The sequence below is a fragment of the Enterobacter cloacae complex sp. 402C9 genome, from assembly GCF_050030745.1.
GTDB lineage: Bacteria > Pseudomonadota > Gammaproteobacteria > Enterobacterales > Enterobacteriaceae > Enterobacter > Enterobacter intestinihominis.
Genome location: NZ_JBLGUW010000001.1, coordinates 577282 through 604281, shown reverse-complemented (window position 1 = coordinate 604281; position 27000 = coordinate 577282). Strand labels below are relative to the sequence as shown.

26 protein-coding genes are annotated in these 27000 nt (G+C 58.6%); 8 read left to right on the top strand and 18 right to left on the bottom strand.

Features of this window, described 5'->3' with window-relative positions; genetic code table 11:
* Positions 1-13 precede the first annotated feature (13 nt).
* Positions 14-559 (top strand): YfaZ family outer membrane protein, encoded by a 546-nt coding sequence (locus ACQG1K_RS02880; protein WP_023299248.1) that lies wholly within the window; start codon positions 14-16, stop codon positions 557-559.
* A gap of 178 nt (positions 560-737) precedes the next feature.
* On the opposite strand, the gene ACQG1K_RS02875 is transcribed toward ACQG1K_RS02880, so the two are convergent.
* The gene (locus ACQG1K_RS02875) at positions 738-2108 is read right to left on the bottom strand and encodes an NAD-dependent succinate-semialdehyde dehydrogenase (RefSeq protein ID WP_023305391.1); all 1371 of its coding nucleotides are present in this window, start codon (positions 2106-2108) and stop codon (positions 738-740) included.
* Positions 2109-2258: 150 nt separating this feature from the next.
* Between ACQG1K_RS02875 and ACQG1K_RS02870 the strand changes: the two genes are divergently transcribed.
* The 3 genes from ACQG1K_RS02870 to ACQG1K_RS02860 are packed head-to-tail and all read left to right on the top strand — an operon-like array spanning position 2259 to position 4979.
* The gene (locus ACQG1K_RS02870) at positions 2259-3002 is read left to right on the top strand and encodes a helix-turn-helix domain-containing protein (protein ID WP_367074891.1); all 744 of its coding nucleotides are present in this window, start codon (positions 2259-2261) and stop codon (positions 3000-3002) included.
* 48 nt (positions 3003-3050) lie between these two features.
* On the top strand, positions 3051-3704 hold the full coding sequence (locus tag ACQG1K_RS02865) for a LysE family translocator (RefSeq protein ID WP_022646942.1): 654 nt from the start codon (positions 3051-3053) through the stop codon (positions 3702-3704).
* Between the two features lie 3 nt (positions 3705-3707).
* Positions 3708-4979 carry a DUF445 domain-containing protein gene (locus ACQG1K_RS02860; protein WP_367074892.1) on the top strand — a complete coding sequence of 424 codons (1272 nt, stop codon included), beginning with the start codon at positions 3708-3710 and terminating at the stop codon, positions 4977-4979.
* On the opposite strand, the gene ACQG1K_RS02855 is transcribed toward ACQG1K_RS02860, so the two are convergent.
* From ACQG1K_RS02855 to ACQG1K_RS02825, 7 genes are all read right to left on the bottom strand, one after another.
* The gene (locus ACQG1K_RS02855; protein ID WP_058645750.1) at positions 4976-6052 is read right to left on the bottom strand and encodes a DUF2955 domain-containing protein; all 1077 of its coding nucleotides are present in this window, start codon (positions 6050-6052) and stop codon (positions 4976-4978) included. The genes ACQG1K_RS02860 and ACQG1K_RS02855 overlap by 4 nt on opposite strands.
* A complete protein-coding gene (locus tag ACQG1K_RS02850) occupies positions 6042-7109 on the bottom strand; it encodes an HlyD family secretion protein (protein WP_088581776.1) in 1068 nt (355 codons plus the stop codon). The genes ACQG1K_RS02855 and ACQG1K_RS02850 overlap by 11 nt, the downstream gene beginning before the upstream one ends.
* Positions 7106-7576, bottom strand: coding sequence for a MarR family winged helix-turn-helix transcriptional regulator (locus ACQG1K_RS02845; protein WP_022646938.1), 471 nt, complete (start codon positions 7574-7576; stop codon positions 7106-7108). The genes ACQG1K_RS02850 and ACQG1K_RS02845 overlap by 4 nt, the downstream gene beginning before the upstream one ends.
* Before the next feature lie 586 nt (positions 7577-8162).
* A complete protein-coding gene (locus ACQG1K_RS02840; RefSeq protein ID WP_367075516.1) occupies positions 8163-8858 on the bottom strand; it encodes an ArsR/SmtB family transcription factor in 696 nt (231 codons plus the stop codon).
* Entirely contained in the window at positions 8833-9228 is a 396-nt protein-coding gene (locus ACQG1K_RS02835) for an amino acid-binding ACT protein (protein ID WP_022646936.1), read from the bottom strand. The genes ACQG1K_RS02840 and ACQG1K_RS02835 overlap by 26 nt, the downstream gene beginning before the upstream one ends.
* On the bottom strand, positions 9221-9544 hold the full coding sequence (locus ACQG1K_RS02830) for an antibiotic biosynthesis monooxygenase family protein (RefSeq protein ID WP_023305388.1): 324 nt from the start codon (positions 9542-9544) through the stop codon (positions 9221-9223). Before ACQG1K_RS02830 ends, ACQG1K_RS02835 begins: the two co-directional genes overlap by 8 nt.
* Before the next feature lie 243 nt (positions 9545-9787).
* Complete coding sequence (locus tag ACQG1K_RS02825) at positions 9788-10267, bottom strand: carboxymuconolactone decarboxylase family protein (protein ID WP_022646934.1); 480 nt, start codon at positions 10265-10267, stop codon at positions 9788-9790.
* 101 nt (positions 10268-10368) lie between these two features.
* Here ACQG1K_RS02825 and ACQG1K_RS02820 point away from each other — a divergent pair, with 101 nt between their 5' ends.
* Positions 10369-11757, top strand: a complete 1389-nt coding sequence (locus ACQG1K_RS02820; protein ID WP_367075513.1) for a PLP-dependent aminotransferase family protein — start codon at positions 10369-10371, stop codon at positions 11755-11757.
* Between the two features lie 85 nt (positions 11758-11842).
* Here the strand turns inward: ACQG1K_RS02820 and ACQG1K_RS02815 are convergent, their stop codons facing one another.
* Positions 11843-12004, bottom strand: coding sequence for a DUF1127 domain-containing protein (locus ACQG1K_RS02815; RefSeq protein WP_003863073.1), 162 nt, complete (start codon positions 12002-12004; stop codon positions 11843-11845).
* Between the two features lie 176 nt (positions 12005-12180).
* On the opposite strand from ACQG1K_RS02815, the gene ACQG1K_RS02810 reads away from it, so the two are divergent.
* On the top strand, positions 12181-13596 hold the full coding sequence (locus ACQG1K_RS02810) for a PLP-dependent aminotransferase family protein (RefSeq protein WP_022646932.1): 1416 nt from the start codon (positions 12181-12183) through the stop codon (positions 13594-13596).
* Positions 13597-13698: 102 nt separating this feature from the next.
* Here the strand turns inward: ACQG1K_RS02810 and foxA are convergent, their stop codons facing one another.
* From foxA to ACQG1K_RS02795, 3 genes are all read right to left on the bottom strand, one after another.
* Positions 13699-15807: a ferrioxamine B receptor FoxA gene (gene foxA / locus ACQG1K_RS02805; protein WP_115504204.1), complete on the bottom strand. Its 2109-nt coding sequence runs from the start codon at positions 15805-15807 to the stop codon at positions 13699-13701.
* A gap of 121 nt (positions 15808-15928) precedes the next feature.
* Complete coding sequence (locus tag ACQG1K_RS02800) at positions 15929-16882, bottom strand: helix-turn-helix domain-containing protein (protein ID WP_022646930.1); 954 nt, start codon at positions 16880-16882, stop codon at positions 15929-15931.
* A gap of 138 nt (positions 16883-17020) precedes the next feature.
* Positions 17021-17254, bottom strand: coding sequence for a DUF2171 domain-containing protein (locus ACQG1K_RS02795; RefSeq protein WP_003863067.1), 234 nt, complete (start codon positions 17252-17254; stop codon positions 17021-17023).
* A 220-nt stretch (positions 17255-17474) separates the two neighbouring features.
* Here ACQG1K_RS02795 and ACQG1K_RS02790 point away from each other — a divergent pair, with 220 nt between their 5' ends.
* On the top strand, positions 17475-17660 hold the full coding sequence (locus tag ACQG1K_RS02790; protein ID WP_010427252.1) for a hypothetical protein: 186 nt from the start codon (positions 17475-17477) through the stop codon (positions 17658-17660).
* A 38-nt stretch (positions 17661-17698) separates the two neighbouring features.
* Here the strand turns inward: ACQG1K_RS02790 and ACQG1K_RS02785 are convergent, their stop codons facing one another.
* Complete coding sequence (locus tag ACQG1K_RS02785) at positions 17699-18820, bottom strand: cupin domain-containing protein (protein WP_023305383.1); 1122 nt, start codon at positions 18818-18820, stop codon at positions 17699-17701.
* 134 nt (positions 18821-18954) lie between these two features.
* Entirely contained in the window at positions 18955-19560 is a 606-nt protein-coding gene (locus ACQG1K_RS02780) for an ATP-dependent Clp protease proteolytic subunit (protein ID WP_022646928.1), read from the bottom strand.
* Between the two features lie 318 nt (positions 19561-19878).
* Between ACQG1K_RS02780 and ACQG1K_RS02775 the strand changes: the two genes are divergently transcribed.
* The gene (locus ACQG1K_RS02775; protein ID WP_367075507.1) at positions 19879-20496 is read left to right on the top strand and encodes a response regulator transcription factor; all 618 of its coding nucleotides are present in this window, start codon (positions 19879-19881) and stop codon (positions 20494-20496) included.
* Between the two features lie 3 nt (positions 20497-20499).
* Here the strand turns inward: ACQG1K_RS02775 and ACQG1K_RS02770 are convergent, their stop codons facing one another.
* Genes ACQG1K_RS02770 through ACQG1K_RS02755 form a run of 4 tightly spaced genes read right to left on the bottom strand, consistent with a single transcriptional unit; the run spans position 20500 to position 26977 of the window.
* The gene (locus ACQG1K_RS02770; RefSeq protein ID WP_367075505.1) at positions 20500-26085 is read right to left on the bottom strand and encodes a trifunctional serine/threonine-protein kinase/ATP-binding protein/sensor histidine kinase; all 5586 of its coding nucleotides are present in this window, start codon (positions 26083-26085) and stop codon (positions 20500-20502) included.
* A gap of 9 nt (positions 26086-26094) precedes the next feature.
* Entirely contained in the window at positions 26095-26475 is a 381-nt protein-coding gene (locus tag ACQG1K_RS02765; protein ID WP_006810275.1) for a response regulator transcription factor, read from the bottom strand.
* 23 nt (positions 26476-26498) lie between these two features.
* Positions 26499-26759, bottom strand: coding sequence for a XapX domain-containing protein (locus ACQG1K_RS02760; RefSeq protein WP_006810276.1), 261 nt, complete (start codon positions 26757-26759; stop codon positions 26499-26501).
* Positions 26756-26977, bottom strand: coding sequence for a DUF1427 family protein (locus ACQG1K_RS02755; RefSeq protein WP_022646923.1), 222 nt, complete (start codon positions 26975-26977; stop codon positions 26756-26758). Before ACQG1K_RS02755 ends, ACQG1K_RS02760 begins: the two co-directional genes overlap by 4 nt.
* Between the last annotated feature and the right edge of the window lie 23 nt (positions 26978-27000).

Below are 27000 nucleotides of genomic sequence, written 5' to 3'. Positions count from 1 at the left end.
CGAGGAAAAACTCATGAAAAAGCTCAACGTTCTCCTTCTTTCCGCTCTGACTGCCGTATCGGGCTCCGCACTGGCCATGGGCGGCAGCATTGAGCAGGGTAAAAACTTTACCAACCTGAATGTGGAAATGGGGAAATCAACCTCCGGTCTGTACACCGAAGGTAGCTGGCTGAAAAACACAGATGACGGCACCACAACCGGTGGCGTAGGAGCAGGCTACAACTTTGAAGTCGGCCCGGTGATGCTGAACGCAGGCGCTAAGGCCCTCTACGTTGGCCCGAAAAAAGGCGATAACGGCGTGGCGTTCCCGGTCGGCGGCGGTGTGAACGTTGCCCTGACCGACAGCATCAGGGTATTCGGTGAAGGCTACGTTGCGCCAGACGGCCTGAACAACAGCGTGAAAAACTACGTTGAAGCGAACGGTGGCGTAAGCTGGACGCCAGTGAAGCCGGTGACGCTGAAGGTGGGTTATCGTCACGTGAGCGTTGATGGTAAAGACGGTCGTCCTAACCACACGCTGATTGACGGCGCATATGTTGGCGGTGGCGTGTCCTTCTAAGCCTGTTTGCCCGTTTCGCCCGGCGGCGCTACGCTTGCACGGGCCTACAATGAAGGGTGCAATTTATGAATATGATTGCACCTTGTAGGCCGGGTAAGCGCAGCGCCACACGGCAAAAAAGGCGATGAGACTGTTAATAAAAAAACCTGCCGGATGGCAGGTTTTTTTATGTCCGACATTACTTGCGAACAACCACCAGTTTCTGGTTCACAAACTCTTTGATCCCCAGGTCCGACAGCTCGCGTCCGTAACCCGAACGTTTTACGCCGCCGAACGGCAGTTCTGCCGCCGTATCGGTGAGCCAGTTGATGTACACCATCCCGGTCTCAATACGCGATGCCATCTTCTTCGCGCGCTCAATATCCTGGCTGAACACCGCTCCGCCCAGGCCGTAGTGGGAGTCGTTCGCCAGCGCGACCGCCTCGTCGTCGTTTTTCACCACGTAAATCTGCGCTACCGGGCCAAAGAACTCTTCGAAGTACGCCGGGTTGTCGCGTGAGATGTTGGTCAGGATGGTCGGCTCAAAGAAGCTCCCGTCTCGCTGCACAGGTTTGCCGCCATAGTGCAGCGTAGCGCCGTTTTTCACCGCCTCGTTAACCTGTTTGGTCAACGTGTCGAGCGCGTCTTTAGAGGACAGCGGCCCCAGCGTGGTGCTTTCGTCCAGCGGATCGCCAATCTTCACCTGCTTAAATGCCTCGGTGAATTTGCTCAGGAAGGCATCGGCAATCTTTTCATGCAGGATAAAGCGCTTCGCCGCGGTACAGACCTGCCCGGCGTTGTTGAGCCGCGCGTTAACGCCGATCTTCACCGCTTTATCCAGGTCCGCATCGTCGAGCACCACGAATACGTCATTACCGCCAAGCTCCAGCGTGGATTTCTTAATGTGCTTCGCTGCCTGGGCCGCTACCACGCTGCCCGCTTTTTCTGAACCGGTTAGCGCCGCGCCCTGTACGCGATCGTCAGCGATGATGTTCGCCACCTGATCGGACGAGATAAACAGGTTGGTCCACGCCCCTTCCGGCGCGCCCGCCTCACGCACCAGATGGGCGAAGGTTTCCGCACAGTGCGGCACAATGCTGGCGTGTTTAGCGATGACAGGGTTACCCGCCGCCAGGTTTGGCGCAAGAACGCGCATCAGCTGATAGTATGGGAAGTTCCATGGTTCGACGGCCATCAGCACGCCGATGGGGTGATGTTCAACCCATGCTTCCCCGAGTTCAGAGTCATACTTCACCGGGGCCAGGAACTGCTTCGCGTTGTCCGCATAGTAGCGGGCGATTTGCGCGCACAGCTTCACCTCGCCGCGGCTCTGTTCGATGAGCTTACCCATCTCCTGGCTGGCGATTTTCGCCAGCTCCTCCACGCGTTCGTCGATCAGGTCCGCCAGCTTATGCAGTACCGGCAGGCGCTGGCTTATGTCGCCTTTCGCCCAGTCGGAGTGATAGAGCGCATCGGCTGCCTTCAGCGCCGCTTCAACATCTGCGTCAGTGTGGGAGGGATATTCTTTGATGAGCTGGTTAGTGGCAGGATTTACTGTCTGATAAGCCATATCGAATCTCCATGTTTTACCGCTTAGGGTATTAAGGGTAGTCAACATGACTGGCTATGGACGTAAAGTTGGGTATATCCGGAAGGTTCTGAGTAAAGCGATGCCATACCGTGGCTGGCGTGGTATAAAAAACCTTCATAAGGAGTTGCTATGACCGATACCCGCCACATCCGTCAGACCTTTCACCGCGCCTCGGGCCTTGAACTACGCAGCACGTGGCAAAGCATGCAGGCGTACAAACGCCATTGCCACCCTCAGCTCTCCATCGGCGCAATTGTGGAAGGCCAGACCTGCTGCGTGTGTAATGGCAGAGAATACATCCTCCAGCCCGGGGACCTGATTGTGATCCCGGCTTATGTCCCACACAGCTGCAACCCTGTTGCCGGGCAGCCGCGCAGTTATCATATGCTTTATATCGATACGGACCTTCCCCTTGCGGTTCAGGTGATTCGCAACGCTACGCTGTTTATGTATTACTGGGAAGTTGTTGAGAGGATGTCCCCTGCGTCCGTGGACAGGCTGCTTGCTGCCCTTCCCCAATGCATGGATGAGGCAGAAAAGCCTGGATCAACCAGCCAGCAGGTTCAGCAGGCATTTCTTTCCAGTCTTTCCAGCCCGCCTTCCCTCGACGCACTTGCGCAACGATTCTCGCTGCGAAAGGAGACGCTGATCCGTACCTTCAAGAAGGACACGGGCCTGACGCCTGGCAGCTTCCTCAATATCTTCCGCGTAGAGTACGCCAAAGCGCGGCTGCGTGCCGGGGATGATATCGCCGATGTCGGCTACCAGAGCGGGTTTGCTGACCAGAGCCATTTTCATAAGACCTTTGTGCGCTACACCGCCGCCACACCGCGCCAGTACGCTACGGGCCGATCAATATCAGACAATAAATAAGTTCTGTGTTTCCGTAATCTGGCCCCAGTTTTGCATTCTGAGGTCGCTATGGAACTGTTCTTCCCTTCCGCTTTTCTCGCCCTGGCGCTGGCGCATTTTGTTGCCCTGTTAAGCCCGGGCCCGGATTTTTTCCTGCTGATGGGCTACGCCGCCCGCTACCGACTGCGCGGCAGCGCCGGATTGTGCATCGGGATAGCGGCAGGAAACGGGCTTTACATTTTGCTGGTCATTATGGGATGGAGCGCGCTGCGTCAGTTCGCGTGGCTGTTCACGTTGATTGAATTATCCGGCGCACTGTATTTGCTCTGGATCGGCTCGCATCTTGTACGCAGCCGACCGCAGACGCTGGCGCTAAATGAAACACATGAGCGCTGCCCTTCGCTGCGTAAGCAGATCCTGCTGGGGCTGGGTTCGGCGCTGTTGAATCCCAAAAACGCGTTGTTCTACCTGGCGCTGATGACGGCGTTACTCGGGCCGGACGTCACGCTGCTTCAGCAGGCGACCTGCGGCGTCTGGATGGTGATGGTAGTACTGGTATGGGATTTTGCGCTGGTGTCGCTGATGGGGTTACCGGCGGTTCAGCGAAAGCTCAGCCGTTCGCTCTGGCTGATAGAGCGCACGGCGGGGGTGGTATTGATGGGGTTTGGTGGGTGGGTGCTGTGGCGGTTTTTGCACTTTTCCCCCGTATCCCTCTATCCTTAACCCATGGAAAAACATACCGAACTCAAACGCGCCAAGCTTCTCGCGCTGTCGCTGCTGCTGATTGCCGCTGCGGCCTTTATCACTACCCTGTTCCTGCCGCAAACCTTCTGGGTACGCGGCGCAAAAGCTATTGCCGAGGCGGCGATGGTCGGCGCGCTGGCGGACTGGTTTGCCGTTGTCGCGCTGTTCCGCCGGGTGCCAATTCCCTTTATCTCGCGCCATACGGCGATTATCCCGCGCAATAAGGACCGCATCGGCGACAATCTTGGCCAGTTCGTGCAGGAAAAGTTTCTGGATACCCAGTCGCTGGTCGCATTAATTCGCCGCTACGAGCCGGCCCAGATGATTGGTGCCTGGTTCAGCAAGCCCGACAACGCCCAGCGCGTCGGGCTGCATTTGATGCAGGTGATGAGCGGTTTGCTTGAGCTGACTGACGACGGGCGCATTCAGCGCCTGCTCAAACGCGCGGTGCATAAGGCTATCGACAAGGTCGATTTAACCGAGACCAGCGCCGTCATGCTGGAAAGCATGACCAAAAACAACCGTCACCAGGTGCTGCTGGACGCCATCATCAACCGTCTGATTACCCTGATTCAGCGCGAGAGCACGCGGGAATTTATCTCTGACCAGATCGTCCACTGGCTGAAGACCGAGCATCCGCGCAAGGCGATGGTGCTGCCCACCGAGTGGCTGGGCGATCAGAGCGCAGAGATGGTGTCGAACGCGGTGAACACGCTGCTGGATGATATCAGCCACGACCGCACGCACCAGATCCGTCGGGCATTTGACCGCGCCACGCTGAAGTTCATCGACAACCTGAAAAACGACCCGGAGATGACGGCCAAAGCCGACAACATCAAGCACTATCTGAAGAATGATGAAGCATTTAACCGCTACCTGGGTGAAATGTGGGCTGACCTGCGCCAGTGGCTGAAAAATGACATGCAGAGCGACGATTCCCGCGTGAAGCAACGTATCGCCAACGCCGGGCTGTGGTTTGGTGAGACGCTGTCGAATGATGCCAGCCTGCGTGCGTCGCTGAACGAGCATCTGGAGCAGGCCGCGCACCGCGTCGCGCCGGATTTTGCGGCATTCCTGACGCGCCATATCAGCGACACGGTGAAAAGCTGGGACGCCAAAGATATGTCACGCCAGATAGAACTCAATATCGGTAAAGATCTTCAGTTCATTCGCGTAAACGGTACCCTGGTAGGCGGAACGATTGGCCTGATCCTGTTTTTACTTTCTCAGTTGCCCGCCGTGGTGGGGCATTAATCCGCTTTTGGCGGCGCGATAACGTAGCGCGTCGCCTCGAAACGGTTCAGGATCAGGTGCATCAGAAAGACCATCGTCAGCGTGACCACCAGCGCGAAGGTAACGGAGGTGATACGGTACAGATCGCTGAACACCAGATCGCTGTCCGGATGCATGTTTTGCCCGAACATAATGCCGATGGTGGTAATGCTGGAAAATCCCACCCCGGCCCCGACCTTCTCCATCACGTGCAGGCGCGCGCCAAATGCCAGCCCGAGGCCGATCAGCGGCATCATCAGCAGCATATGGCTGCTGTGATCGTACAGAATAAGCTGAACGACGAGGATATAGAGACAGCCCAGCACCACGCCGACCACGCGCCAGATGGAGCTCATCACCGCGCCGCGGTAGTGCATCGGGAACAGGATCAGAATGCCCGCCATCAGCGCCGAGAGCGAATCGCTTAAGTCGCTCATCTGAAATACCACGAAAATCAGCGTCGCCACGGTGCCGGAGAGCAGCGACTCGTGGCGCACGCGGGCATCGTCTTTCTCTATCAGCGGCGGCGGCTTACGTGGCTCCACGTCCGGCAGCAGGTAATTCATCAGCGCGCTCAGACACACCGCCATCACGCTCGCTTCAATGTTGGAGAACAAAAGCGTGTGCCAGTTGGTGGTGGGGTAGCTCATAAAGTTGAGCATTACGCTCTGGCACACCACGCCCATCGAACCGAACAGAAACAGCGGCCCCTTGCTCATAAAGCGAAAGCGCATCACGTACAGGGCAAAGACCACCAGCGTCATAATGACCGGCCATTGCGACAGAAAGCCGATGATGATCACCATTTCGACGCAGTTGAGCGATGCGCTGAAGATAAACTGCTTCGCCACGTGGCGGTTAAACACCGGCACCAGCGACAGCAGCATGATCGGGTAGACCACAAAAAACACGCCGTAGCTGGTGTTGTAGAAGCTCGAAATACTGAGCGCAATCATCCCGGCAAAGACAATGCGCAGGGTCTGGCGGAAGTCGTTTGCCGTGTAGACGATGTTGCCGTGCGGGGTAAATACCCGCGCCAGAGTGCTAATAGACATAGTGAAGCAGGCTCACCAGATGGATTTGCATCCCGGAGAAGAAGCGCGCAAAGGGCCCTTCGCTGTTGTAGAGCTGCACGGTGGCGCGCGCGCCGGTCGGCAGCGACTTCGGTAAGGCTTCGTCCAGCGCCACGTGAATGCGCATTCGCTGGGCATCGCGCACCCAGCGGTTAGAGGTTTCCGGTTCAGAAAGTTGACCGTTAACGGCTTCCTGACCGGCGAGGATCCCCGCGTCACTGCTGGTCACGTGGGCGCGGAAAACCCGTCCCGGAAAGGCGTCAAACACCACGGCGGCGTCGGTCCCCTGGTGGGTATGACGCAGGCTCTTCTCGCGGAAATCCGCCACAATATCCGTCTGCGTATTCACCAGCGCCAGCGCTGCCGAACCGGACGAGGCGTAAAAACCGGGGCTTAATTGCAGATTACTCACCGTGCCGTCCGCCTCGGCGTAGACCTTCGTCCAGCCAAGATTCAGCTCCGCTTCATCCAGCGCGTTACGGTATTTTTGCAGCGTCACGTTACGGTGTTCATTCCGCTCGCCGCGCTGAATGCGCAGGTTATGAATATTCGCCTGAATCGAGCTGACGGACTGCTCGCTGCTCTGCCAGGTAGTGCGGACCTTATCCAGATCCGCCTGCGACACGTTCTGCAGGGTGCTCAGTTTCTGGTAGCGGTCGAAAGTCACTTTGTCGTTACGCGCGGTCAGCACGGCGGTCTTCAGGCTGGCCTGCGCGGCGGCGATCTGCGCGTCCAGTTGTTCGTTGGAAAGGCGAGCCTGCTCAAGCGCGATCTGCGCCGCTTCCACTTTATTGCGAAACGGGGTGTCGTCGAGCTCAAACAGCAGATCGCCTTTCTTCACCTGGCTATTGTTGTGGACATGGACCGCCGCCACATAGCCGGAGACACGGGCAGACACCGGCGTCACCACGCGCATCACGGTGGAATCCGGCGTCAGCGGGATCCAGATATCCGCGACGATAAAGTAGACAAACATCAGCAGGAAAGAGGCAATACTTACCCTTACCCAGCGGGCAAACTTTTGTTCAGGAGTCATTATTTTTCGGTCTTGTTATCTTCTTCGCGGATTGTCCGCAAATTGCAGGCGATTTGATTCAGGGTGGCGCTGAAAATGTCGAGATGTTCAGGCGCGATGTTTTGCGATACGCGCGTCTGAAGCGTCTCAATTACCTGGGTGAGCCTGTTAAGTACAGCTTTTCCCTCAGGCGTCAGCGTCAGAAGCCGGATGCGCTTGTCATACGGCGAGACGGTGCGCAGCAGGTAACCCTGTTTTTCCAGCTGTGTCAGGGTGCGCATTAGCGGCGGCAGTTCAATGCCCTGCACCTCCGCCAGCTCACTCACCGAGACGTTATCCCCGAGCTGATGCAGCTGCATCATCACCGTCCAGCTCGACTGGGTTAACCCGGTATCGAGAATGGCGTCGTCAATGACAGCACGCCACTGGCGCACGATCATCGCCATCCGCATGCCCATCGGCCTGCGGCTAAACAGTTCTTCTTCACTCATGGGGAAACCTCTCGTCACACGCGGTCACGATAATAGTTATCAGGGTAAGTATCAAGAAACGAGAAGTTAAAGCGCAGGAATTGCGAAATGAGATTCTCCCTCTCCCTGTGGGCTGAGGGTTCCCCACAAATTAATGCGAGCACTGAGCAATCCCCTCGCCCCTCCGGGGAGAGGGTTAGGGTGAGGGGAACATACGGCGGTGGTGGTCATTCCGTTCACTTTATGTTCCTTGCTACTCTGTAACGACATGACCGGTGAACGTGCCAGGGTGGCTCAGTCGCCACCACCCTGGCGACCCGGGCTCCCGGCGGTAAATCGCCGCTTCGCGGTGCCCTCGGCTTATTCCTTCCGGCTTATCGGGTACGGGCGGAGGCAACGTCCCTGTAAAGCCGCCCTCTCGGCGCATCCCTGCGCCTCGCCCCGGCCGGAAGGCAAACGCCTCAGCGATTTACAGCCGGACCAGGGCATCGCTGACAGCCCTCAGTCATTTAGAAAGCAACTTTATTGCTTCTGCATAAAAAAATTACTGGGGATCCCTCAGCCCACAGGGAGAGGGGCAGCGTGAGGGCACAGCCCGCAGCGGAGTTTAGCGGCTAAAATGTCTGGTGATGGCGCCCTGTCCTGAAGCCGTCACAACCACCTCCCTGTACCCCGCCACCCGCTGGATCCACCCTTTGCTTTCCAGATAAAGAAGCAGCGCTGCGCCGGCTTCGCCTCCGAGATGAAACCGCCGCTCGCTCCAGTCCAGGCAGGCGTAGCACGCTTTTCGGCGCGAATGAGCGCTTAACGAAACGCCGAGCTTCAGAAACTGCTCCCGACCATACGGCGTGAGCGCTGAACCGTCTGCCTCCAGCCAGCCTGCTGCCTGCATGAAATCGTAGATCTGCACCGCCACCGCGCCTGCGAGATGGTCGTAGCAGGTCCGGGCTTTACGCATGGCTTTCGGCGCGGTAGTTTCCGGCGGGGTAATGCGGCGCCAGGAGAGCCCCATCATCTGCTCGACTAACTCCGCCACGTCATGCCCCGCCAGACGATAGTAGCGATGCCGCCCCTGAGACAGGCAGGTAATCAGTTTGCCGTCCATCAGCCGGGCGAGATGCCCGCTGGCGGTCGACGGCGCAACGTCTGCCGCCGCACTCAGTTCGGTGGCCGTCCACGCTCGCCCGTCCATTAGTGCACAGAGCATTTTCACGCGCGACGGATCGGCCATTGCAGCCGCTACAGCGGCAATGGCCTTTTCCAGCATCGCGCTGTTATCAGAGGGTAAGCTCGTCTTTAACATTCGTCGCCCAGGGTGTGGTGATCTCAGCGGCCAGCTTATCATCATCCGTCAGCAGAATAAGGTGATTCGCGTGGTCGCTGTACTGAGTCAGGATAGACACGCCCTTTGCGGCCAGCGCCGCCGCTATCTCGCCCAGCTCGCCAGGACGCTCCTGCTTAAGCTTTCTGATCACCGGCTTTCGCAGCGCCTGCACGGTAAACCCGGCGTCGAGCAGCACACGGCGGGCTTTTTCCCCGTCCTCCACCAGGAAATGGGCATCCGTACCGAAAACGCCGCCCCCCTCCAGCCCCACGCCGTTGCGGCCTAACAGCTGTCCAAAGCGCGCCAGCTCGCCGGGCCTGTCGCTAAAAATCACGTGAACGTCATACATCCGCGTGCCCTCTCGTTTCAGAGCTGTACTCCCGCACCAACTGCGCCACGCGAATACGGTAGAAAGAAAAAATCGACTCCCGGCCTTCGGCCTGCGCGGCCTGATGGAAGACATTCTGCTTCCAGCGGCGGACGGCCTCTTCATCCCGCCACCAGGAAAGGGACAGGATTTTGCCGTCGATGCTCAGGCTCTGAAAACGTTCTATATCAATAAAGCCGTCGATGTCCGCCAGCAAAGGCTTGAGTTCAGCGGCAAGCTGCAGATAGCGCGCCTGATGATGAGGCTCCGCTTTGGCTTCAAAAAGGACTGCGATCATGGGTGTCTCTCCGTTGTGAGGGTGTGGAGAGAATGCAGGAGGAAAAACCACAATGCTTCGGTATGGAGCGAAGTGTTTGCCGGATGGCGCTGCGCTTATCCGGCTTACGGGTTCATGTAGGCCCGGTAAGCGTAGCGCCACCGGGCAGGGTTTAACCCACCATCGACTTCGACTCCATAAACGCCCCAATCCCCCACTCGCCTGGATTACGGGCGCTGGTGGCGATGATCCGCGAGCGCGGAATTATTCCAGGTTAGCCTTGTTCAGACCGTAAGCCGCATCCAGCGCGCCCGGCTCCATGCGGGAGGTAATGCCCAGGCGGTTCCAGGCGTTGATCGCTACGATGGCGAAGTTCAGCTCTGAAATCTCGACATCCGAGAAATGCTCCGCCACGCTGCGGTACAGCGCATCGCTCACGCCATGTACGCCAATCTGGGTCAGCGCTTCGGTGAAGGCCAGCGCCGCTTTTTCACGGGCGCTAAACAGCGGGGACTCGCGCCAGGCCGCCAGATGGTACAGGCGCAGCTCGCGCTCACCGGCGATTTTAGCCTCTTTCGAGTGCATATCCAGACAGAAGGTGCAGCCGTTCAGCTGCGATACGCGAATGTCGATCAGGTGCTTCAGTGCCGGATCAATAGAGGTTTTCGCCACCTCCATGCTCAGGGCAGAAAGCGCGTTGGCAAGTGCAGGTGTGGCTTTGTGGTGGTTTACGCGGGTGCTCATTGTCTTTCCTCTTTTTGTGCCGTTTTTTTCATGCGATAAGGCAAATCTACGCCGTTAATGACATAGTAAAAAGACACAAAAAGCGTGAAATGAGGTAGGACATGAAGCCGGGCTATCATGAGATTTATTCCCGCTATCGCGACAACATCACTCGCGGCGTGCTGAAGCCGGGCGATAAAGTGCCTGCCATCCGCGTGCTGGCTGAAGAGCTGAAGGTGGCGCGTAAAACCGTCGAGACGGCGTATGCCATTCTGACGGGCGAAGGGTATCTGGTAAGCCAGGGCGCGCGCGGGACGCGGGTGAACCCGGATCTTCTGCTGCCCGCGCAACACGCCCCCACAGAACATGCGACCGGCACGCTGCCGGCGTCGTTGATTAGCCAGCGCGAACGGGCCGGTTTTCTGCGCCCCGGCATTCCGGCGCTCGACAGCTTCCCCTATAAAAAATGGCTGCTGCTGGCGGGCCAGGCGACGCGCGCCATGCGTCAGGATGAAATGCTCAACCCGCCGGTGCTGGGCTGGTATCCGCTGCGCGAGGCGATTGCCCGCTATCTCAATATCTCGCGCGGGTTATCCTGCACCGCCGAACAGGTACTGATCACCAGCGGCTACAGCGGCAGCCTGCGCCTGATCCTCGACACGCTTGCCAGCCGCAGCGACAAGGTGGTGTTTGAGGATCCGGGCTATTTTATGGGCCAGCAGCTGCTCAAGCGGATCGTGCCCCGCCTGCACACCGTGCCGGTTGATCGCTGCGGAATCGATACGGACTACCTGCTCCGTCATCATCGCGACGCGCGTTTTGCCATCGTGACCCCGTCGCATCAGAGTCCGCTGGCGGTGACGCTCTCACTGCCGCGCAAGCAGCAGCTGCTCGACTGGGCGTCACAAAACGAGGCGTGGATTATCGAAGACGATTATGACGGGGAATTTCACTACACCCGCAAAGTGCTGCCGTCGATGAAAAGCCTCGACCAGCATGACAGGGTGATTTTTATGGGCACCTTCAGCAAAACCATCATGCCTTCACTGCGCATGGGCTACGTGGTGATGCCCGCCAGCACCGTCGGGGCCTTTACCGACTGCGCGGACATTACCACCAGCGGCCAGCCGGTGCTGACGCAAAAAATCCTCACCGCATTTCTCAACGAAGGGCATTTTTTTCGTCATCTGAAAAAGATGCGCGCCCTGTATCAGATCCGCCGCGACTGGATGATTGCCGCCCTAGGTGAGGTCTATGGTGACCTGTTCTTCACCGAGCAAAACGACGGTGGAATGCATATTGTCGCGTTCCTCGCAAAGGGAAGCGCTGACCGGGAGATCGCCCGCTGCTGGCAGGAACAGCAACTACAGGTTAATGCGCTGTCGGAGTGGTATCGCGGGTCGGGCAAACGCTACGGGCTGGTGATGGGCTATAACAACGTGCGGTCATATCAGGAGGCGGTTGAGCTGCTGGAAAGGCCGAAACGGCAGACGCTTGCGCTGTTGAGTTGAAAACCGCCGGGTGGCGGCTGCGCCTTACCCGGCCTACGGTCTCCTGTAGGCCCGGTAAGCGTAGCGCCACCGGGCAACCCTATGCTTACACATCATATCGCGATAACCCAACGTCCTTGAGCTGCTCGTCGCTCATCTGGCTCAGAATGCGGCGGGTACGGTTGATGCGATACCAGTTACGCAGCGTTTTCGCTACCCAGACAAACGCGATAAACGGACGTTTTGAACGATTCTCGTAGAATTCCATGATGCTCTCCTCGCTGTGCCAGTGGGGTTATCATCATGGAAAACGGCCAGTACAATACAGATTCAAAAACTGCTTTTGTTTACCATACAGATCCGCTAAAACGGTATCTGCATGGCGTTTTACCCACCAATCTGTACTGGTTTAATAATCTGTATGGTGAAAACAAAGGATACAGCATGACGCGCTATCAACATCTGGCCAACCTACTGGCAGAACGTATCGAACAAGGGCTGTATCGCAGCGGCGAACGTCTGCCGTCGGTACGCACGCTGAGCCAGGAACACGGCGTGAGTATCAGCACCATACAGCAGGCCTACCAGATCCTCGAAAATCTCCAGCTGATCACGCCCCAGCCGCGCTCCGGTTATTTTGTCTCGAAACGCAAAGCGCAGCCGCCCGTACCGGCGATGACGCGCCCGGTGCAGCGCCCCGTGGACGTCACCCAGTGGGATGAGGTGATGATGCTGCTGGACGCCCGCGCCGACAAAGAGATGATCTCCTTTGGCGGCGGCTCGCCGGACATCAACCAGCCGAGCCTGAAGCCGCTGTGGCGCGAGATGAGCCGCATTGCGCAGCATAACCCTGGCGAAATGCTGAGCTATGACGTGCTCGATGGTCGTCTGGAGCTGCGCGAGCAGATCGCCCGCCTGATGCTGGACGGCGGCTCCACCGTGGCGGCAAACGAGATTGTGATCACCAACGGCTGCCACGGCGCGCTGTCGATCGCCCTGCTCTCGGTGTGCAAACCGGGGGACATCGTGGCGGTCGAGTCGCCGTCGTTTCACGGCACCATGCAGATGCTGCGCGGATTCGACATCAAGGCGATTGAAATACCTACCGATCCCGAGACCGGGATCAGCATCGAGGCGTTAGAGCTGGCGCTGGAGCAGTGGCCGATCAAAGCGGTGATCCTGGTCCCCAACTGCAATAACCCGCTCGGGTTTATCATGCCGGAAGCGCGTAAAAAGCAGGTGCTGGCGCTCGCCCAGCGGCACGATATTGTGATTGTGGAGGATGATATCTACGGCGAGCTGGCCGCAGAGTACCCGCGCCCGCGCACCATTCACTCGATGGACATTGATGGCCGCGTGATCCTCTGCAGCTCCTTTACCAAAACCGTGGCGCCCGGGCTGCGCGTCGGCTGGATTGTGCCGGGGCGCTATTACGACCGGGTGATGCACATGAAATACGCCGCGGGCGGGTTTAACGTGCCGGGCACGCAGATGGCGGTGGCGGCGTTTATTCGCGACGGTCATTACCATCGCCACGTGCGGCGCATGCGCCAGATTTATCAGCAGAATATGGAGACCTACACCTGCTGGGTGCGGCAGTATTTTCCGGCAGAAATATGCGTTACCCGCCCGCAGGGCAGCTTCCTGCTGTGGGTCGAGCTGCCGGAGACGGTCGACATGGTGTGCGTCAGCAAGCAGCTGTGCCGTCTGAAGATCCAGGCTGCGGCCGGGTCGCTGTTTTCCGCCTCCGGTAAGTACCGCAACTGTCTGCGGATCAACGTGGCGCTGCCGCCGACGGATAAACATCGCGAGGCGTTGAAAAAGATGGGTGAGGCGATTGTGATTGCGATGGAGGGGTAGTGCGGCATTTTGCCCTCACCCCGGCCCTCTCCCACAGGGAGAGGGTGAAAACCGATCCCGTAGGCCCGGTAAGCGCAGCGCCACCGGGCATTGGCTAACGACTCAGAACGTCCACGAAACGCTGCCGACAATGCTGCGCTCTGCACCGAAGTAGCAGTAAGAGAGCGAGTTACACGCCGCAACGTAGCTTTTGTCCGTCAGGTTATTGACGTTCAACTGCGCGCTCACGCCCGTGAGCCCCACTTTCGACAGGTCATACCCCACAACCATATCCACCAGGGTGTATGACGGTAGCGTATGGGTGTTCTGACGATCGCTGGCGATCCCGTTGACATAGCGCACGCCGGAGCCGACGGTCAGGCCGTCCAGCGGGCCGCTTTTGACGTCGTAGCTCAGCCAGGCGCTGGCCATGTTACGCGGGGCATAGACGGCGCGCTTGCCCTCCTCTTCCGGGCTGCTCTTCTTGTAGCGAATATCCGTATAGGTGTAGGCCGCCTGCATGCGCAGGCTGTCGGTCAGCTGTCCAATCGCCTCCAGCTCAACGCCTTCGGATTCGATTTCACCGATGGAACGGTACGGATCGGTCGGCTCCTCTTTAGTGGCAATGTTCTTCTGGTTGATGCGGAACACCGAGGCGCTGAACTGGCTGTTCATCCCCTCCGGCTCATACTTCACGCCCGCTTCCCACTGCTTGCCCTTCATCGGATCCAGGATATTCCCCTGCTCGTCGGCAAAGCTGGTCGGCGTAAAGGCGGTGGAGTAACTGACGTACGGCGCGACGCCGTTATCAAACAGATACAGCAGCGCCGCGCGGCTGCTGAAGTTGTTTTTATCCAGATCGCTGCGGGTATGGTTGAAGTTGTCGACGTTCGACACGCTCACCTGGTCGTAACGCCCACCCAGCGTGAGGCGCCAGCGGTCAATGGACATCTGATCCTGCAGGTAGTAGCCGGTCTGGCGCAGCTTATGCTTTTCCCTGCTGTACTGGGTGATGTAGTCCGGCTTCGCGCCATAAGCAGGATGGAAAGCGTCAATCGGCGGGAAGCCGCCGTAGTAGCCGGTGACGTTGTTGGTGCGGTCCTGGTAGTCAATGCCGATCAGCACGCGGTGGTTCACCTCGCCGGTATCGAAGCTGCCGTCGACCTGGTTATCCAGGGTGATGGCGTTCATCTTCTCGTCGGAGCCGGAATAGCCGCGGTTCAGCTCGGTGTCGTTCAGCCAGCCTGCGGCATACACCTGGTTCAGCTCGACTTTGGTGTGCAGGTAGCGCAGCTTCTGACGCACGGCCCAGCCGCTGTCAAACAAGTGCTCGATGTTATAACCGACCATGTTTTCCCGACGATCGTACTTGTCGTAATCGTCTTCACCTTCAAAAAAGGTGTTGGAGATTTTCTTACCGCTGTGCGGCACGACGGTGCCCTCATACGGCAGGCCGGAGTGGCTGCCGCCTTCCGGATCGCGGTGCAGGTAGGCCATCAGATCCAGACGGGTATTATCGGTGATACGCCAGGTCAGGCTCGGCATCAGCGCGTAACGCTCTTCTTTGAGCGGATCGAACTGGGAATCGGCATAGCGGGTCATCCCGCTGAGGCGCACCGCCACGCGGTCGTTATCATCAACCGGGCCGGTGACGTCGAACATCGCCCCGCGCTGGTTATTGTTACCGGCGAAGAGCTTGATCTCCCCGCCCGGATCGAACGATGGCTTACGGGAGGTGAGCGCCACGATGCCGCCCGGCGATGAGCGACCGTACAGCACGGAGGCCGGGCCGCGCACGACTTCGACACTGTCCAGGAACCACGGATCAACCACCAGCGAGCTGTGGGAATTGGTGTCGCCCATCATCTTCAGTCCGTCGAGGTAGACGTTGTCCAGGCTGCCGTCCGAGAAGCCGCGCAGCACCATGTAGTCGAAGCGGTTTGATGCCCCAATCTGGTTGCTGTATACCCCCGGCGTGTAGCTCACGGCCTGACGCACGCTGGTTGCGCCCTGCTCTTCGAACTGCTCGCGGGTGACGATAGAGACCGATTGCGGGGTTTCAATATCCGGCGTTTCAAGCTTGGTGGCCGCAGACTGCATCTGCGAGGTCACCACCACGGTGTCAGTTTTTTGGGCATCCTGCGCCAGTAAAGGAAAAGCGACGCTACCGGTAACCCATCCCACCAGCAGTGCCAGACGCGATTTAGCAAACATAACCCTCTCCAGAGATATTTCTTATTGTTAATAAGAATTATTACCTTTTTGAGGGTGCAAACAGCTATGCGCGCCGCCAGGTTATGTATGCGCGATGCTAAACCGCACGGGATACGTTCGCGCGATGGACAAAATTACGTTAGCGGAGTTTGCGCACGTCACCCGGTGAAATCCCGTAATGACGACGAAACGCGGTGGCGAAGTTGGTGGCATGCTGATACCCGCACATCCAGGCGGCCTGCTGTACGCTATGGCCTTCCAGCAGATAGCGACGCGCCAGCGCAAGGCGACAGTCGCGGAGATAATCGAAGAGTGTGCAGCCGTAGCGTTGACGGAACTTGCTGCGCAGGCTGCTTGGGCTCATGGCAGCAAGGGCTGCCAGCTGCGCGAGTGTATGGTCACGTTCAGGAGACTGTTCCAGCAGGCACCGGACGCGTTCCAGACGCGCATGCTCAGGGCGGCTCGGACAGGGCAGCTGGCACTGGTTCAGGCCGTGGCCGAGCAGCTGGTACATGAGCCCCTCCAGCAACAGCTTACGCGAGAGCACGCTTCCCCCCTGCCGCTGTGCATGCTGAATGCCTGACATCACAAACTCGGGAACGTGCCAGACAAACGCGGGGGTATTCAGGCTTTGCCATTCCAGCAGCAGCGACTCAAGCAGGGCTTCACGTCCGGCATCGTGCGGGTACACGCCAAACGAGAGCGTTTTCAGCGTGCTGTCAGCATCGTGACGCGCGCTCATCACCTGATCTTCACTCAGACGCGAGCTGAACGCCATGCCCGGGCGGACGGGATAATCGATACCATTGAGCGTGAGCGTCACGCACCCTTCCAGCACCACCAGCATATAAAGCGGGCTGCTGTGGCGAGAGGTGGTTTCATAGGGCTGTAATACACGTACGTCGGAATGGGTCAGTGAAATGCCGGACGAGAGCGTCATCTCTTCAACATTCCCCTGCAACACGGGGCTGCCGCTGACCTGCTCATCTTTTAGCTGCGGGAAACGGTAGTCGATGCCGTAGCGCTCGCCGAATATTTGAAAATCCTCAACAAAAAATATGCGCTTCGCTGATGTATTTTCACTCTGGAGCATAATTCGGAGCCTGCATCGGGGAAAGGACAGGCAAAACAGTACCATTCATTTGCCATGGCAGCAATCACCGGGCGCAGACACTATTACGCTCCGGACGAAGCCGGAGCGAAGGCGTATATTTCTTTACGAGAAATATATTTATGCTTCCTGCCACTCAGCAAAAACCTCTTTATGGTTTTTGGTCAGGACAACTTTATTATCTTCGACCTTATCGACCCAGCCGAGAGGAATAAAGTGGTGCTTGCCGCCTGATTCCGGGTCGCTCTTCGCAAGCTTGATACGCTCACCATCAAGATGGTCTACAACCCCGACATGCGTTCCGCAGCTGGCGACAACCTGAGTGTGATCCTTAATTGCGCTTTTATCTACCATATTAATTCTCCTGTTTCGGTTATTTGCCTGTTGCACGAAATTAACTGTAGCGCATAAATTCGGACCTGAAATGCGTATTAGCATTTTGAAACATCATTGACAGAACCGAATATTATGTCTATTTAGCGCCGAATTGAAAAAAATAAGAATGAGATGAATTATTAGCGACTGATTATTTTCCGTTCATAATTAAAGTATCGCAACCAACGAGGAGGTATTTATGACGATTCGCAACAATCGGACAGAAATTTCGCTGGCTCTTGGTGAAGCGGTCTTAGACATCGTGCAAAAAGGCCATGAGGTATCGCGAGAAAATCTCGCCCAAGCGATGAAAATCAAAGCGGAAAAAGAGCGCGACGATGAGCGGCTTCTGAACTACTGGAAGGCCTGTAATATGCTGGTTTGAACGTAGCGGCGTTTAGTCTGACTAAACGCCGCTGTCTGTTACTCGTCGAAGTACCAGTATCCCTGGTTAATCAATCCGGTCAACTCTTCCACAAACGCCGGATTATTCAGAGCTACACCCAGCTCGGCCTGGCCGAGCTGGGTGTAGCGGGACAGCGCGTCCGCCCCGTTCACATCCGCCGTCTCCAGCTGTTCGCTGTTGATAAAGAAGCAGCCGTTGATGTTCAGCACGCGCAGCCCGCTCAGGCGTGATAGCGTTTCGCCCCCTTGCAGCGCGTCGAGCACCTCGTCTGCGGAATACGGCGGCTCGGCGGCGGCAATATCCAGCTCGTGACGCGGCGTGGAGACGAAGCTGCCGAACCATTTTGTAAAATCATCCGGCTTGCTAATCATGTCGATCATCATCTGGCGAATGCGATCGAGCTCGTACTGCTCCACGCGGCCCGGGTGTTCGCGGCAGGTCAGATCCGGATCGCTGTAGTGCTCGCCACCCAGATCGTTTTCCAGCGCGTAATCGGCAAAGCTGCTGATCAGATCGCGACCGTTCGGCCCGCGGAAACCGACAGAGTAGTTGAGCGCGGTTTCATGGGTGAAGCCGTCATGCGGGAATCCAGGCGGAATATAGAGGATATCGCCCGGGGCCAGATCTTCGTCAATGATTGGCTCAAACGGATCGACGTGCAGCAGGGCCGGATGCGGACAGAACTGACGCATCGGCAGCTTGTCACCCACGCGCCAGCGACGGCTACCCATCCCCTGAATAATAAACACATCGTACTGATCGATATGCGGCCCAACGCCGCCGCCCGGGACGGAGAAGGAGATCATCAGGTCATCGAGACGCCAGTCCGGCAGGACGCGGAACGGACGCACCAGCTCTGCGGCGGGCATATGCCAGTGGTTCACCGCCTGCGCCAGCAGAGACCAGCCGGTTTCACCGAGGTTATCGAAATGCTCAAACGGGCCATTGCTCGCCTGCCACTTGCCGTTAGCATGGCTTACCAGGCGGCTATCGACTTCCGGCTCCATCGCCAGACCCGCCAGTTCATCAGGGGTAATGGGGTCGACAAAATTCGGGAAGGCATTTTTCAGCACAACGGGTTGTTTTTGCCAGTATTTCTCAAGAAATTCCGGCCAGTCGAGGTTCAGTTGATACGCCATGGTTAGCACCAGTGAGAGGGGAGACAGGCGCGATTATAGAAGAGACAGCCAGGGGGGAACTTGTCATGGGTCAATCGAGCGCGCGTAGGTCGGGTAAGGCGAAGCCGTCACCCGACGCACGCGCGGGCTAAAACTTAATCCAGGTTCAGCTCGTCATAATGGGTGATCAGTTTGCCCACGATGCCGTAGTCCAGCGCTTCCGCCGGTGACATCCAGAAGTTACGGTCGGTGTCCTTCTTCACTTTCTCCAGCGGCTGGCCGGTGGCGTCAGCAATCAGTTTGTTTACGCGTTCCAGCATGCGGATAATCTCGCGCGCTTCGATTTCGATATCCGTTGCCTGACCGCGCACGCCGCCCAGCGGCTGGTGGATCATAAAGCGGGTATTCGGCAGCGAGTAGCGGTGCTCTTTTTTCGCCGCCAGGAAGATGGTGATCCCGGCGCTTGCCACCCAGCCGGTGCCAATGACGTGCACTTCCGGTCGGATAAACTTAATGAAGTCGTGGATGGTGTCGCCCGCTTCCACGTGGCCGCCCTGGCTGTTAATGTACAGCTTGATCGGATCGTTGCTGACGCTTTGCAGCAGGATCATCTGAGTGATGACTTTCTGGGCCAGCTCCTGGTTGATCTCACCGGAGATGACAATCGAACGGGATTCCAGCAGTTTTTGCTGTAGAGCGCCCGCGCCGCTTGTTCCTTCCGCTTTTTCTTTATCGTCACTGCTTTTCAGTGTGTAGTGCATCGTTATGTCCTCAGCTTGTCGCGCTCAAAATCAGAGTGTAGCCTGTTTTACCCGTCGGCGTCCTCACACAAAACATCGTGGCTCAGGATGAATATCGCCTGTGTCACGCTCTGGCTTCGCAGCAGGAAAGGTCTCTAAAAACAGCGTTCCGATCCTAACTAATTCGCCACATTTTTATTACACTTTCATATCATCTTCATATTGCCGAATGATAATAATTATTAATGTGTTAGTATGAATGAGGATAGCAAACAGTCGCTTACGTTCAAAAAGGCGCATTTTATTCTCGATGGTTTACTGATCACACCGGGGCGGTGAATGGAACACATTGTTTATGTGGTTGATGACGATGACGCAGTCAGGCAGTCCGTTGTTGGGCTGCTGGAATCAGCGGATATACACGCCCTTGGCTTTTCCTCAGCAGAAGCCTTTCTCAGCCATCCCTTTGAGGATCTGCCCTCCTGCGTGATCCTCGATATGCAGATGCCCACGATCACCGGGTTTGATGTCGCAGATGCGCTGAAAGCCAACGGGCGAGAAATACCGATCATTTTTCTCACCGGTCACGGCACCATCCCTATGTCCGTCCGGGTGATCAAAGGCGGGGCCTACGAATTTCTCACTAAACCCGTTGAATCCAGCGCCCTCATTGGCTCTATCGAATCCGCGCTCAGGCTGGCACAGCACAACGCCGCCCGCGTCAAAGAGCACTACGCCCTGAAACAGCGCCACATGTCCCTCACGCCGCGCGAGCATGAGGTGCTTCAGCTTGCCATCAGCGGCAAGCTCAACAAGCAGATCGCCGCCGAGCTGGGCGTCAGTGAGATCACGGTGAAAGTACACCGCCGCCGGGTGATGGAGAAAATGCAGGTCCGCTCCGTGGCCGAGCTGGTCAGGGTGGTCGAGCGCCTGACCAAACATCAGCCAGCGGAATAACCGTTACGCCTCCTGTCCGGCAAGCGGCAACGCGAAGGTAAACACCGTCCCGTACGGCTCTCTGCGGCGCGCGCTCAGTTTTCCCCGGTGCCGTTCAATGATGCTGGCGCTGATGGTCAGCCCCATTCCCATTCCCTGCGCTTTGGTCGAATAGAACGAGTCAAAGATCCGCTCGGTGAGCTCCGGCTCAATGCCGCTGCCGGTATCGGCGATCTCAAAGATCACCTTCCCTTCGGCGCAGTTCGCGGTGGCGATCGTGATGCAGCACGGGCGATCCGTCACTTCCGCCATCGCTTCCATCGCATTCATCACCAGGTTAAGCAGCACCTGCTGGATCTGCACGCTGTCGCCGATGATAAAGCTGTCGTCAGCGTTCAGGAGATAATCAACGCTTATGTGTCGCAGCTCAAGTTCGCTGCGGGAGAGCATAATGATGTGGTGGATCAGGAAGTGCAGATCGATTCGCGTAAACGTGGGGTCCTGTTTGCGCGTCAGAGATTGAATGCTGCGGATGATCTCCCCTGCCCGCTCGCCCTCGGCAGCGATCTCCTCCAGCCCCTCGCGCACTTTGTCCAGCCGCGCCGGATCGCGGTTGAGCCAGCGCAGGCTCGCGCCGGCGTTCGAGACAATCGACATCAGCGGCTGGTTGATCTCGTGCGCGATCGAGGAGGTGAGTTGCCCGACGGTGGTGGCCCGTGAGACTCGCGCCAGATCCGCCTGCGCCACCCGCATCGCATCTTCCGCCGCCCGCTGGCTGGTGATGTCGGTAATGATGCCGTAATACTCATTCACCTCGCTGCCCACGCCCACCGGATCGCCAATCCCGAGAATGTAGCGAACGGAGCCGTCGGTGCGGATAATGCGAAACTCCGCGCGCATCGACAGTCCGTCACGCACGCTCTGATTAACGAGGTTACCGATCCGGCCATAATCATCCTCATGCACGAAGGTCAAAAACTCCGCCATTGAGATCATCTTTTGCTGCTCCGGCAGGCCAAGAATACGGGCGTACTCTTCGGACATAAACATCAGATCCTGCACCAGCTCCCAGCGCCAGCTGCCGGTATGGCTGATCTGCTCACCCAGCATCAGCGAGGTCTGGCTGGCGCGCAGCTCTTTCTCCACCCGTCGGCGGTGGATGTTTTCCGCCAGCAGCTCGGCGTAGAGCCGTGCCGTCTCCAGCGAAACCGCCGCCTGCGCGCCCAGCAGGCTGACCACGCGCGAATGTTCGGCGGTAAACACTTCCGGCATCAGGCGGTTTTCCAGATACAGAACCCCCACCAGTCGCGCCTGTTTGAACATCGGGACACACATCACGGCGGCGCCGGACGTCACCAGATAAGGATCCTGGCTGAACGGGTGAAATTCCTCCGGTTTGCCGGTGCGGATCTCCTGCCCGGTGCGGATCACCGCGGCCAGCACCGACAGCGGCATGTCCGTCGCCATCGGTGTCTCTTTCAGGATGCGAACCCGCACCCCGTCGGTGCTGGTCCAGGCGCTGGCTTCGATCTCCGGGATGTGATTATCGCTGACGCGAAGCAGCAGGCCACGCTGCGCCCCGGCCCGTTCAAGCAGCAGCGTCATCAGGTTTTCAATTAAACGCTCGAGGTTGATTTCTTCGGACAAGGCGCGTGAGGCTTTGATGACGCTCTGTAAATCGCGGATCACCTCGTTCTGGGCAAATGCCACGGTGTCGTACGCGCGGCTCTGCCCGGAGGCCAGCAGATGCGGGAAATCCTGCTCCAGCTGACGCACCTTGGCCTGCGCCCCGGCGCGGCCCCAGGCGGCAATCGAACCGCGGAAATGGGCGTCGGAGGCGGTCGGGTAGCCGCAGGCCAGCGAGAAACGCCCTGCCAGCTCGTGGGCCAGGGCATTGATCGGGTTAAACCCGCCCTCCCGCGAGAGCCGCACCGCCTTTTCATACTGCTCCAGCGCGATGCTGTTCATGCCGTCCAGACGGACGATTTCGGCATAAATCAGCGCCTCTTTATCGGCAAACGTGCCCGGATTGATCCGCGCCCAGAGGGCAATTTTGTCGTAATGGTGATGAATACTGCGGCGATAATCCGCCGAGAAGGTCTCCGGCGTAAGCTGGCGGGAGAGCGCCAGCGCGCTGTAAAAATGGTAATCCAGCAGATGGATATGGCCCGGTGCGGACCACGCATACCAGCCCGCCCTCTCTAAATCCGCCTGCGCGTCGGCGTATTCGCCGCAGGTAAAGTGCGCCATCCCGCGATAGAGCCAGTACCAGAACAGCATGGTCGAGGTCTGCTCGGGCGCCTGCTCCGGCGGTGCGGGCAGCAGATCGTCAGGCAGCGCCTGGGCGGCGCTCCATGTGCCCGTCACCGGCGTGCGTAAAAACTCCACGTAGCGGCGCTGAATGTGCAGAACGGTTTCAATGTCCTGATAATCCGTTTTACGCACAAAAGCCAGACCGCGATCGATGCTGGTCAACACGCCGTCCAGATGATCGCCCCGGGAGAGGAAGTTAATGATCTGATGACAAGCCGCGAAGCAGGCCATCGTCATGTCGCCGTGGGTCACCGCCGAGGTAAAGCAGGCCTTGGCGCACTCGATAGTGTACGACAGCGGCTGGGTCCAGACGCTGAGCTGGTCGAGCGGCAGCAGAGTTTTAGCTTCATAGGCATCATAGCCGTGGCGGTTCACCAGCTCGCGAGCCAGCGTGCCGTACTCAAACCCGAGACGGTATTCGGCATAGCGGTGGCCAATCAGCACGCCAAACCAGGCCATCGCCGTGGTGGATGCGCCGGTTATGCCGCGATCGAGCGTGAGGTGCATCATCCGGCACAGGAGTAAAAAGTGCAGGCGCGGGCAGGTAAAGCTGGCGAAAATACTGGCGCTGTAAAGCAGGTTCATTACCGCTTCGGTCTCCGCGCTCTCCATCAGCTTAAGCTGAGTAAACGGGTTCTGCGGCGCGTCGGCGGTGCGTTGACAGAACTGCTGCCAGGCCTCGTCACATTCGGCATTTTCCGGGTAGCGGCTGATCTGGATCCCGAACACGCCCAGCCAGCATAACGACGCCTCCAGCGCCAGGCGGATCTCCGACTGCCGCATATAGACTTCCGCCAGCAGGTTAGCGGCCAGCGCTTTCTCCGTCAGCCCGCCCGGTGAGCCGAGGATCGTATCGCACAGCGCGCGCGTGCGCTCCAGGTGCCCGAGCGCGAACTCACAGCCCGCCTCTTCGATATCCAGCATAAAGTCCGAGACCGGACCCGCGTTCCCCAGCGCTCTGGCGGTCTGGATGTAACTTAAGGCGGAAAGGTAATCGCCGGTACGCTTCGCACGCCGCGCGGCCTGGAGGCTCAGCTCACGGAATCTCTGGCGCTGCGGCGCAGGCTGGATGCAGTCCAGCGCGGCGCTGACGTGGTGAACCGCGCGGAACAGTAGTTCGTTACCCGCCGTCTGCCGCGCGGCATCCGCCAGCAGGCTGGCGGTGGTCAGGTGCAGATGGCTTTTCTCGCCCTCATCCAGCAGGGCAAAGGCGGCTTCCTGCACCCGATCGTGGGTAAAAGCGTACTCTTTCTCCGTCAGCACAATCAGCTGAGCGGTAACCGCCGGATGAAGGGCGTAGCGGATTTCCGCCGCCGACTGCCCCACCACGCGGCACAGCATCTCCAGCTCGCCCGTGCAGCCGAGGCAGGCGATGCTGCCCAGCAGGCGGCGCGTCTCGTCGGGCATCTCCTTGAGCTGTTCAAGCACCAGCGTCACCACGTTCTCGGTGTAATGCCGGGCGCGGATGGCCTGGAGATCGTAATGCCATTTCCCCTGATATTTGTTGTGCACCACCAGTCCGTCATCGACGATGCGGCGGAAAAATTCCTGAACGAACAGCGGGTTGCCGCCGGTTTTTTCATGGATCAGCGTGGCAAGATCGGAGGTGCCGGTACTGCGGGCATGAAAAATCCCCCCGAGCCAGCGTGCCACGGCCTTCACCGACAGCGGCTGCGGCACGATCGTCATGGCATGCTGCGCCGCCTCCGGCAGGCTCGCCAGCGCGGTCTGCAAGCTGGGATCAGAAAGCGAACTGAGATCGCGGTGCGCCACCACCACCAGCAGCGGGATGGCGCCGCAGGCGCGCAGCAGGTGATCGAGCGTTTGCAGGCTGGCGGCGTCGATCCACTGCACATCATCCAGCAGCAGCACCAGCGGCGCGCCCTGGGTGGCGAAGGTTTTCACCAGCGCCAGCACCATATGGCTGAAGCGCGCCCGCGCGTCGATGGAAAATGTATCCGCAGAGAAACGCGGTTTGTTCTCAAGAAATAAATTCAGCTCCGGCACCAGGCTGACAGCCAGCTCCTCGAAGCCTTCCAGCGCGCGCGACAGGCGGATTTTCCACGTCGCCACCTCCCCGGCTGGCAGCCCGAGCAGGTGCAGCGTGAGCGTCCGAAACGCCGAACTCAGCACGCCGTAGGGCAGCGTGGGAGAGTATTGATCGACCTTGCCCACCGCCAGCAGCACCTTGCGCTGTTGCAGCGATTTCAGCGTGGTGGCGATCACGGAAGATTTGCCGATCCCCGACGGACCGCCAATCGTCACCAGTTCCGGCGCACCGCTCTGGCTGACCCGCTCAAACGCGGCGATGACGTCGCTGGCCTGCGGATGCGCAGAGAAAAGCGAATCGGCAAGATGGATCGCCGGAGAGCGATCCTGCTTGCCGGGAATAAAGTCGACGATCTCACCTTCGGCGGTCAGCGTCGCCTGGCAGCGCCTGAGGTCGGCAATCAGCCCGTCGACGGTCTGATAGCGATTCTCCGGATTCTTCTCCAGCAGCTTAAGGATAATGGTCGACAGCATGCCGGGTACGTCCGGACGCACCCGGCCCGGCGCAAGCGGCTCAGAGGCAATGTGGTAATGCGCCCAGTTAGTCTGGTCATCAGCGCTCAGTTCAAACGGCAATCGCCCGGTCAGAAGTTCATAAAGCACGATACCCAGACTGTAGAGATCGCTCCTGCTGTCGACGGCGCGCCGGGTACGCGTGGTGTGTTCCGGTGACATGTAGGCGGGCGTGCCGCCAGACGCGGCAAGCCGGGACTGGGAGAATGCGTCGGAGGTGGCGCAGGAAAGACCAAAGCTGCACAGACGGCTGGTGGCGTCGTGATGAACGAAGATCGACCCGGGTTTGATATCGCCGTGGATCAGGTTGTGCAGATGCATCTGGCGCAGGGGACCGCAGATGCGGATCGCCATCTCGATAAAGCGGGCGATCCCGGAAATCGCCTTACCTGCCCGGCACGCCAGCAGTTCAAAGCAGAACGGCGCGTAGACCAGCGCAAAACGTCCGCGGTACTGGGTTGAAGCGACGGGCCGGATAGCCCAGCCGTCATGAAGTCGATCGCGCAGGGCAAACTCGTTTTTAAGCAGCCGCGTTGCCCGCTCCTCTTCTTCATCGCTGACCGCGGTGGCAATAATAAACGAACCGCCTGACTGGGGATGCCGCCCGTTCATCCAGGAGATGCCGCCCTCCTGCGCCAGCACGGTAAAAATAACATCCTCTTTCAGAACAAAAGCCCGCCCTTCATGGAGACTTCCCCGGGCGGGCCAAAATGCAGGCGACGTTTGTTCGTTCATCCGCGATCCTTATTGTCGGCGGGTCAGCTCCCGCTGAATATGATCCAGCAGAATATCGATGTTAATCGGCTTACGCAAAAATGCAGCGGCGCCCAGGCTGAGTGCATACCGCTGCATATTTTCATCCGCATGGCCGGAGATAAACAGTATTGGCGGCGGCGGCGTGGCCAGCAACCGCAGCTTCTCAAACAGCTCGATCCCGTTCATGCCGCGCAGCTTGATGTCGGTGATCACCAGCGACGCGCCGGACAGGGCGAGAGGGTGGCTCAAAAACACCTCTGCCGAATCGAAGGTATCGGTAGCATACCCTTCCGATTGCAGCAGGTTACTGAGCCCGCTGCGAACAGAGCGTTCGTCATCAATGATGGCAATGCGCCACGGCAGCGTCATGCTGTCTTTCCTCAAACAATTCGTTACGCGTCGCGGCTTTCCTTCGCGGGCGCTGGGGGCGCGGTACCGCTGATTTTCGGTACGCATTCATGACGAAACCAGGCCAGGGTCAGCGGTTCGCGGCTCACCAGACGCCGTCCGATGGGGATCAGTTGTTCACCCACCAGCATGCCGAACAGGCCAAGCAGCGCGACGACCGGCGGCGCCGGGGAATGCACGTCGAGCAGGGCGTAAATTACCCCAGCCGCGACCCCGCACACCAGCGAAATAATCCAGGCCTTCATGATGACGCTCCGGTCAGGTGCTGAACGTGGGGAACCGTCACCTGCACGCCAGCGGGATTATCGCGGGATAAAAGATGACGCATCGCCTGTTCCCCTGCCAGCATGCCCAGCAGGCCAATCAGCGCCAGCGCGGGCGGCGCGGGGGAACGCACCTTCAGCACGGCATACATCAGGCCAATCAGCACGCCTGCCGCGAGGGATATCAACCCTGTACTCATTGTGAACTCCAGAGAAAAAGGCA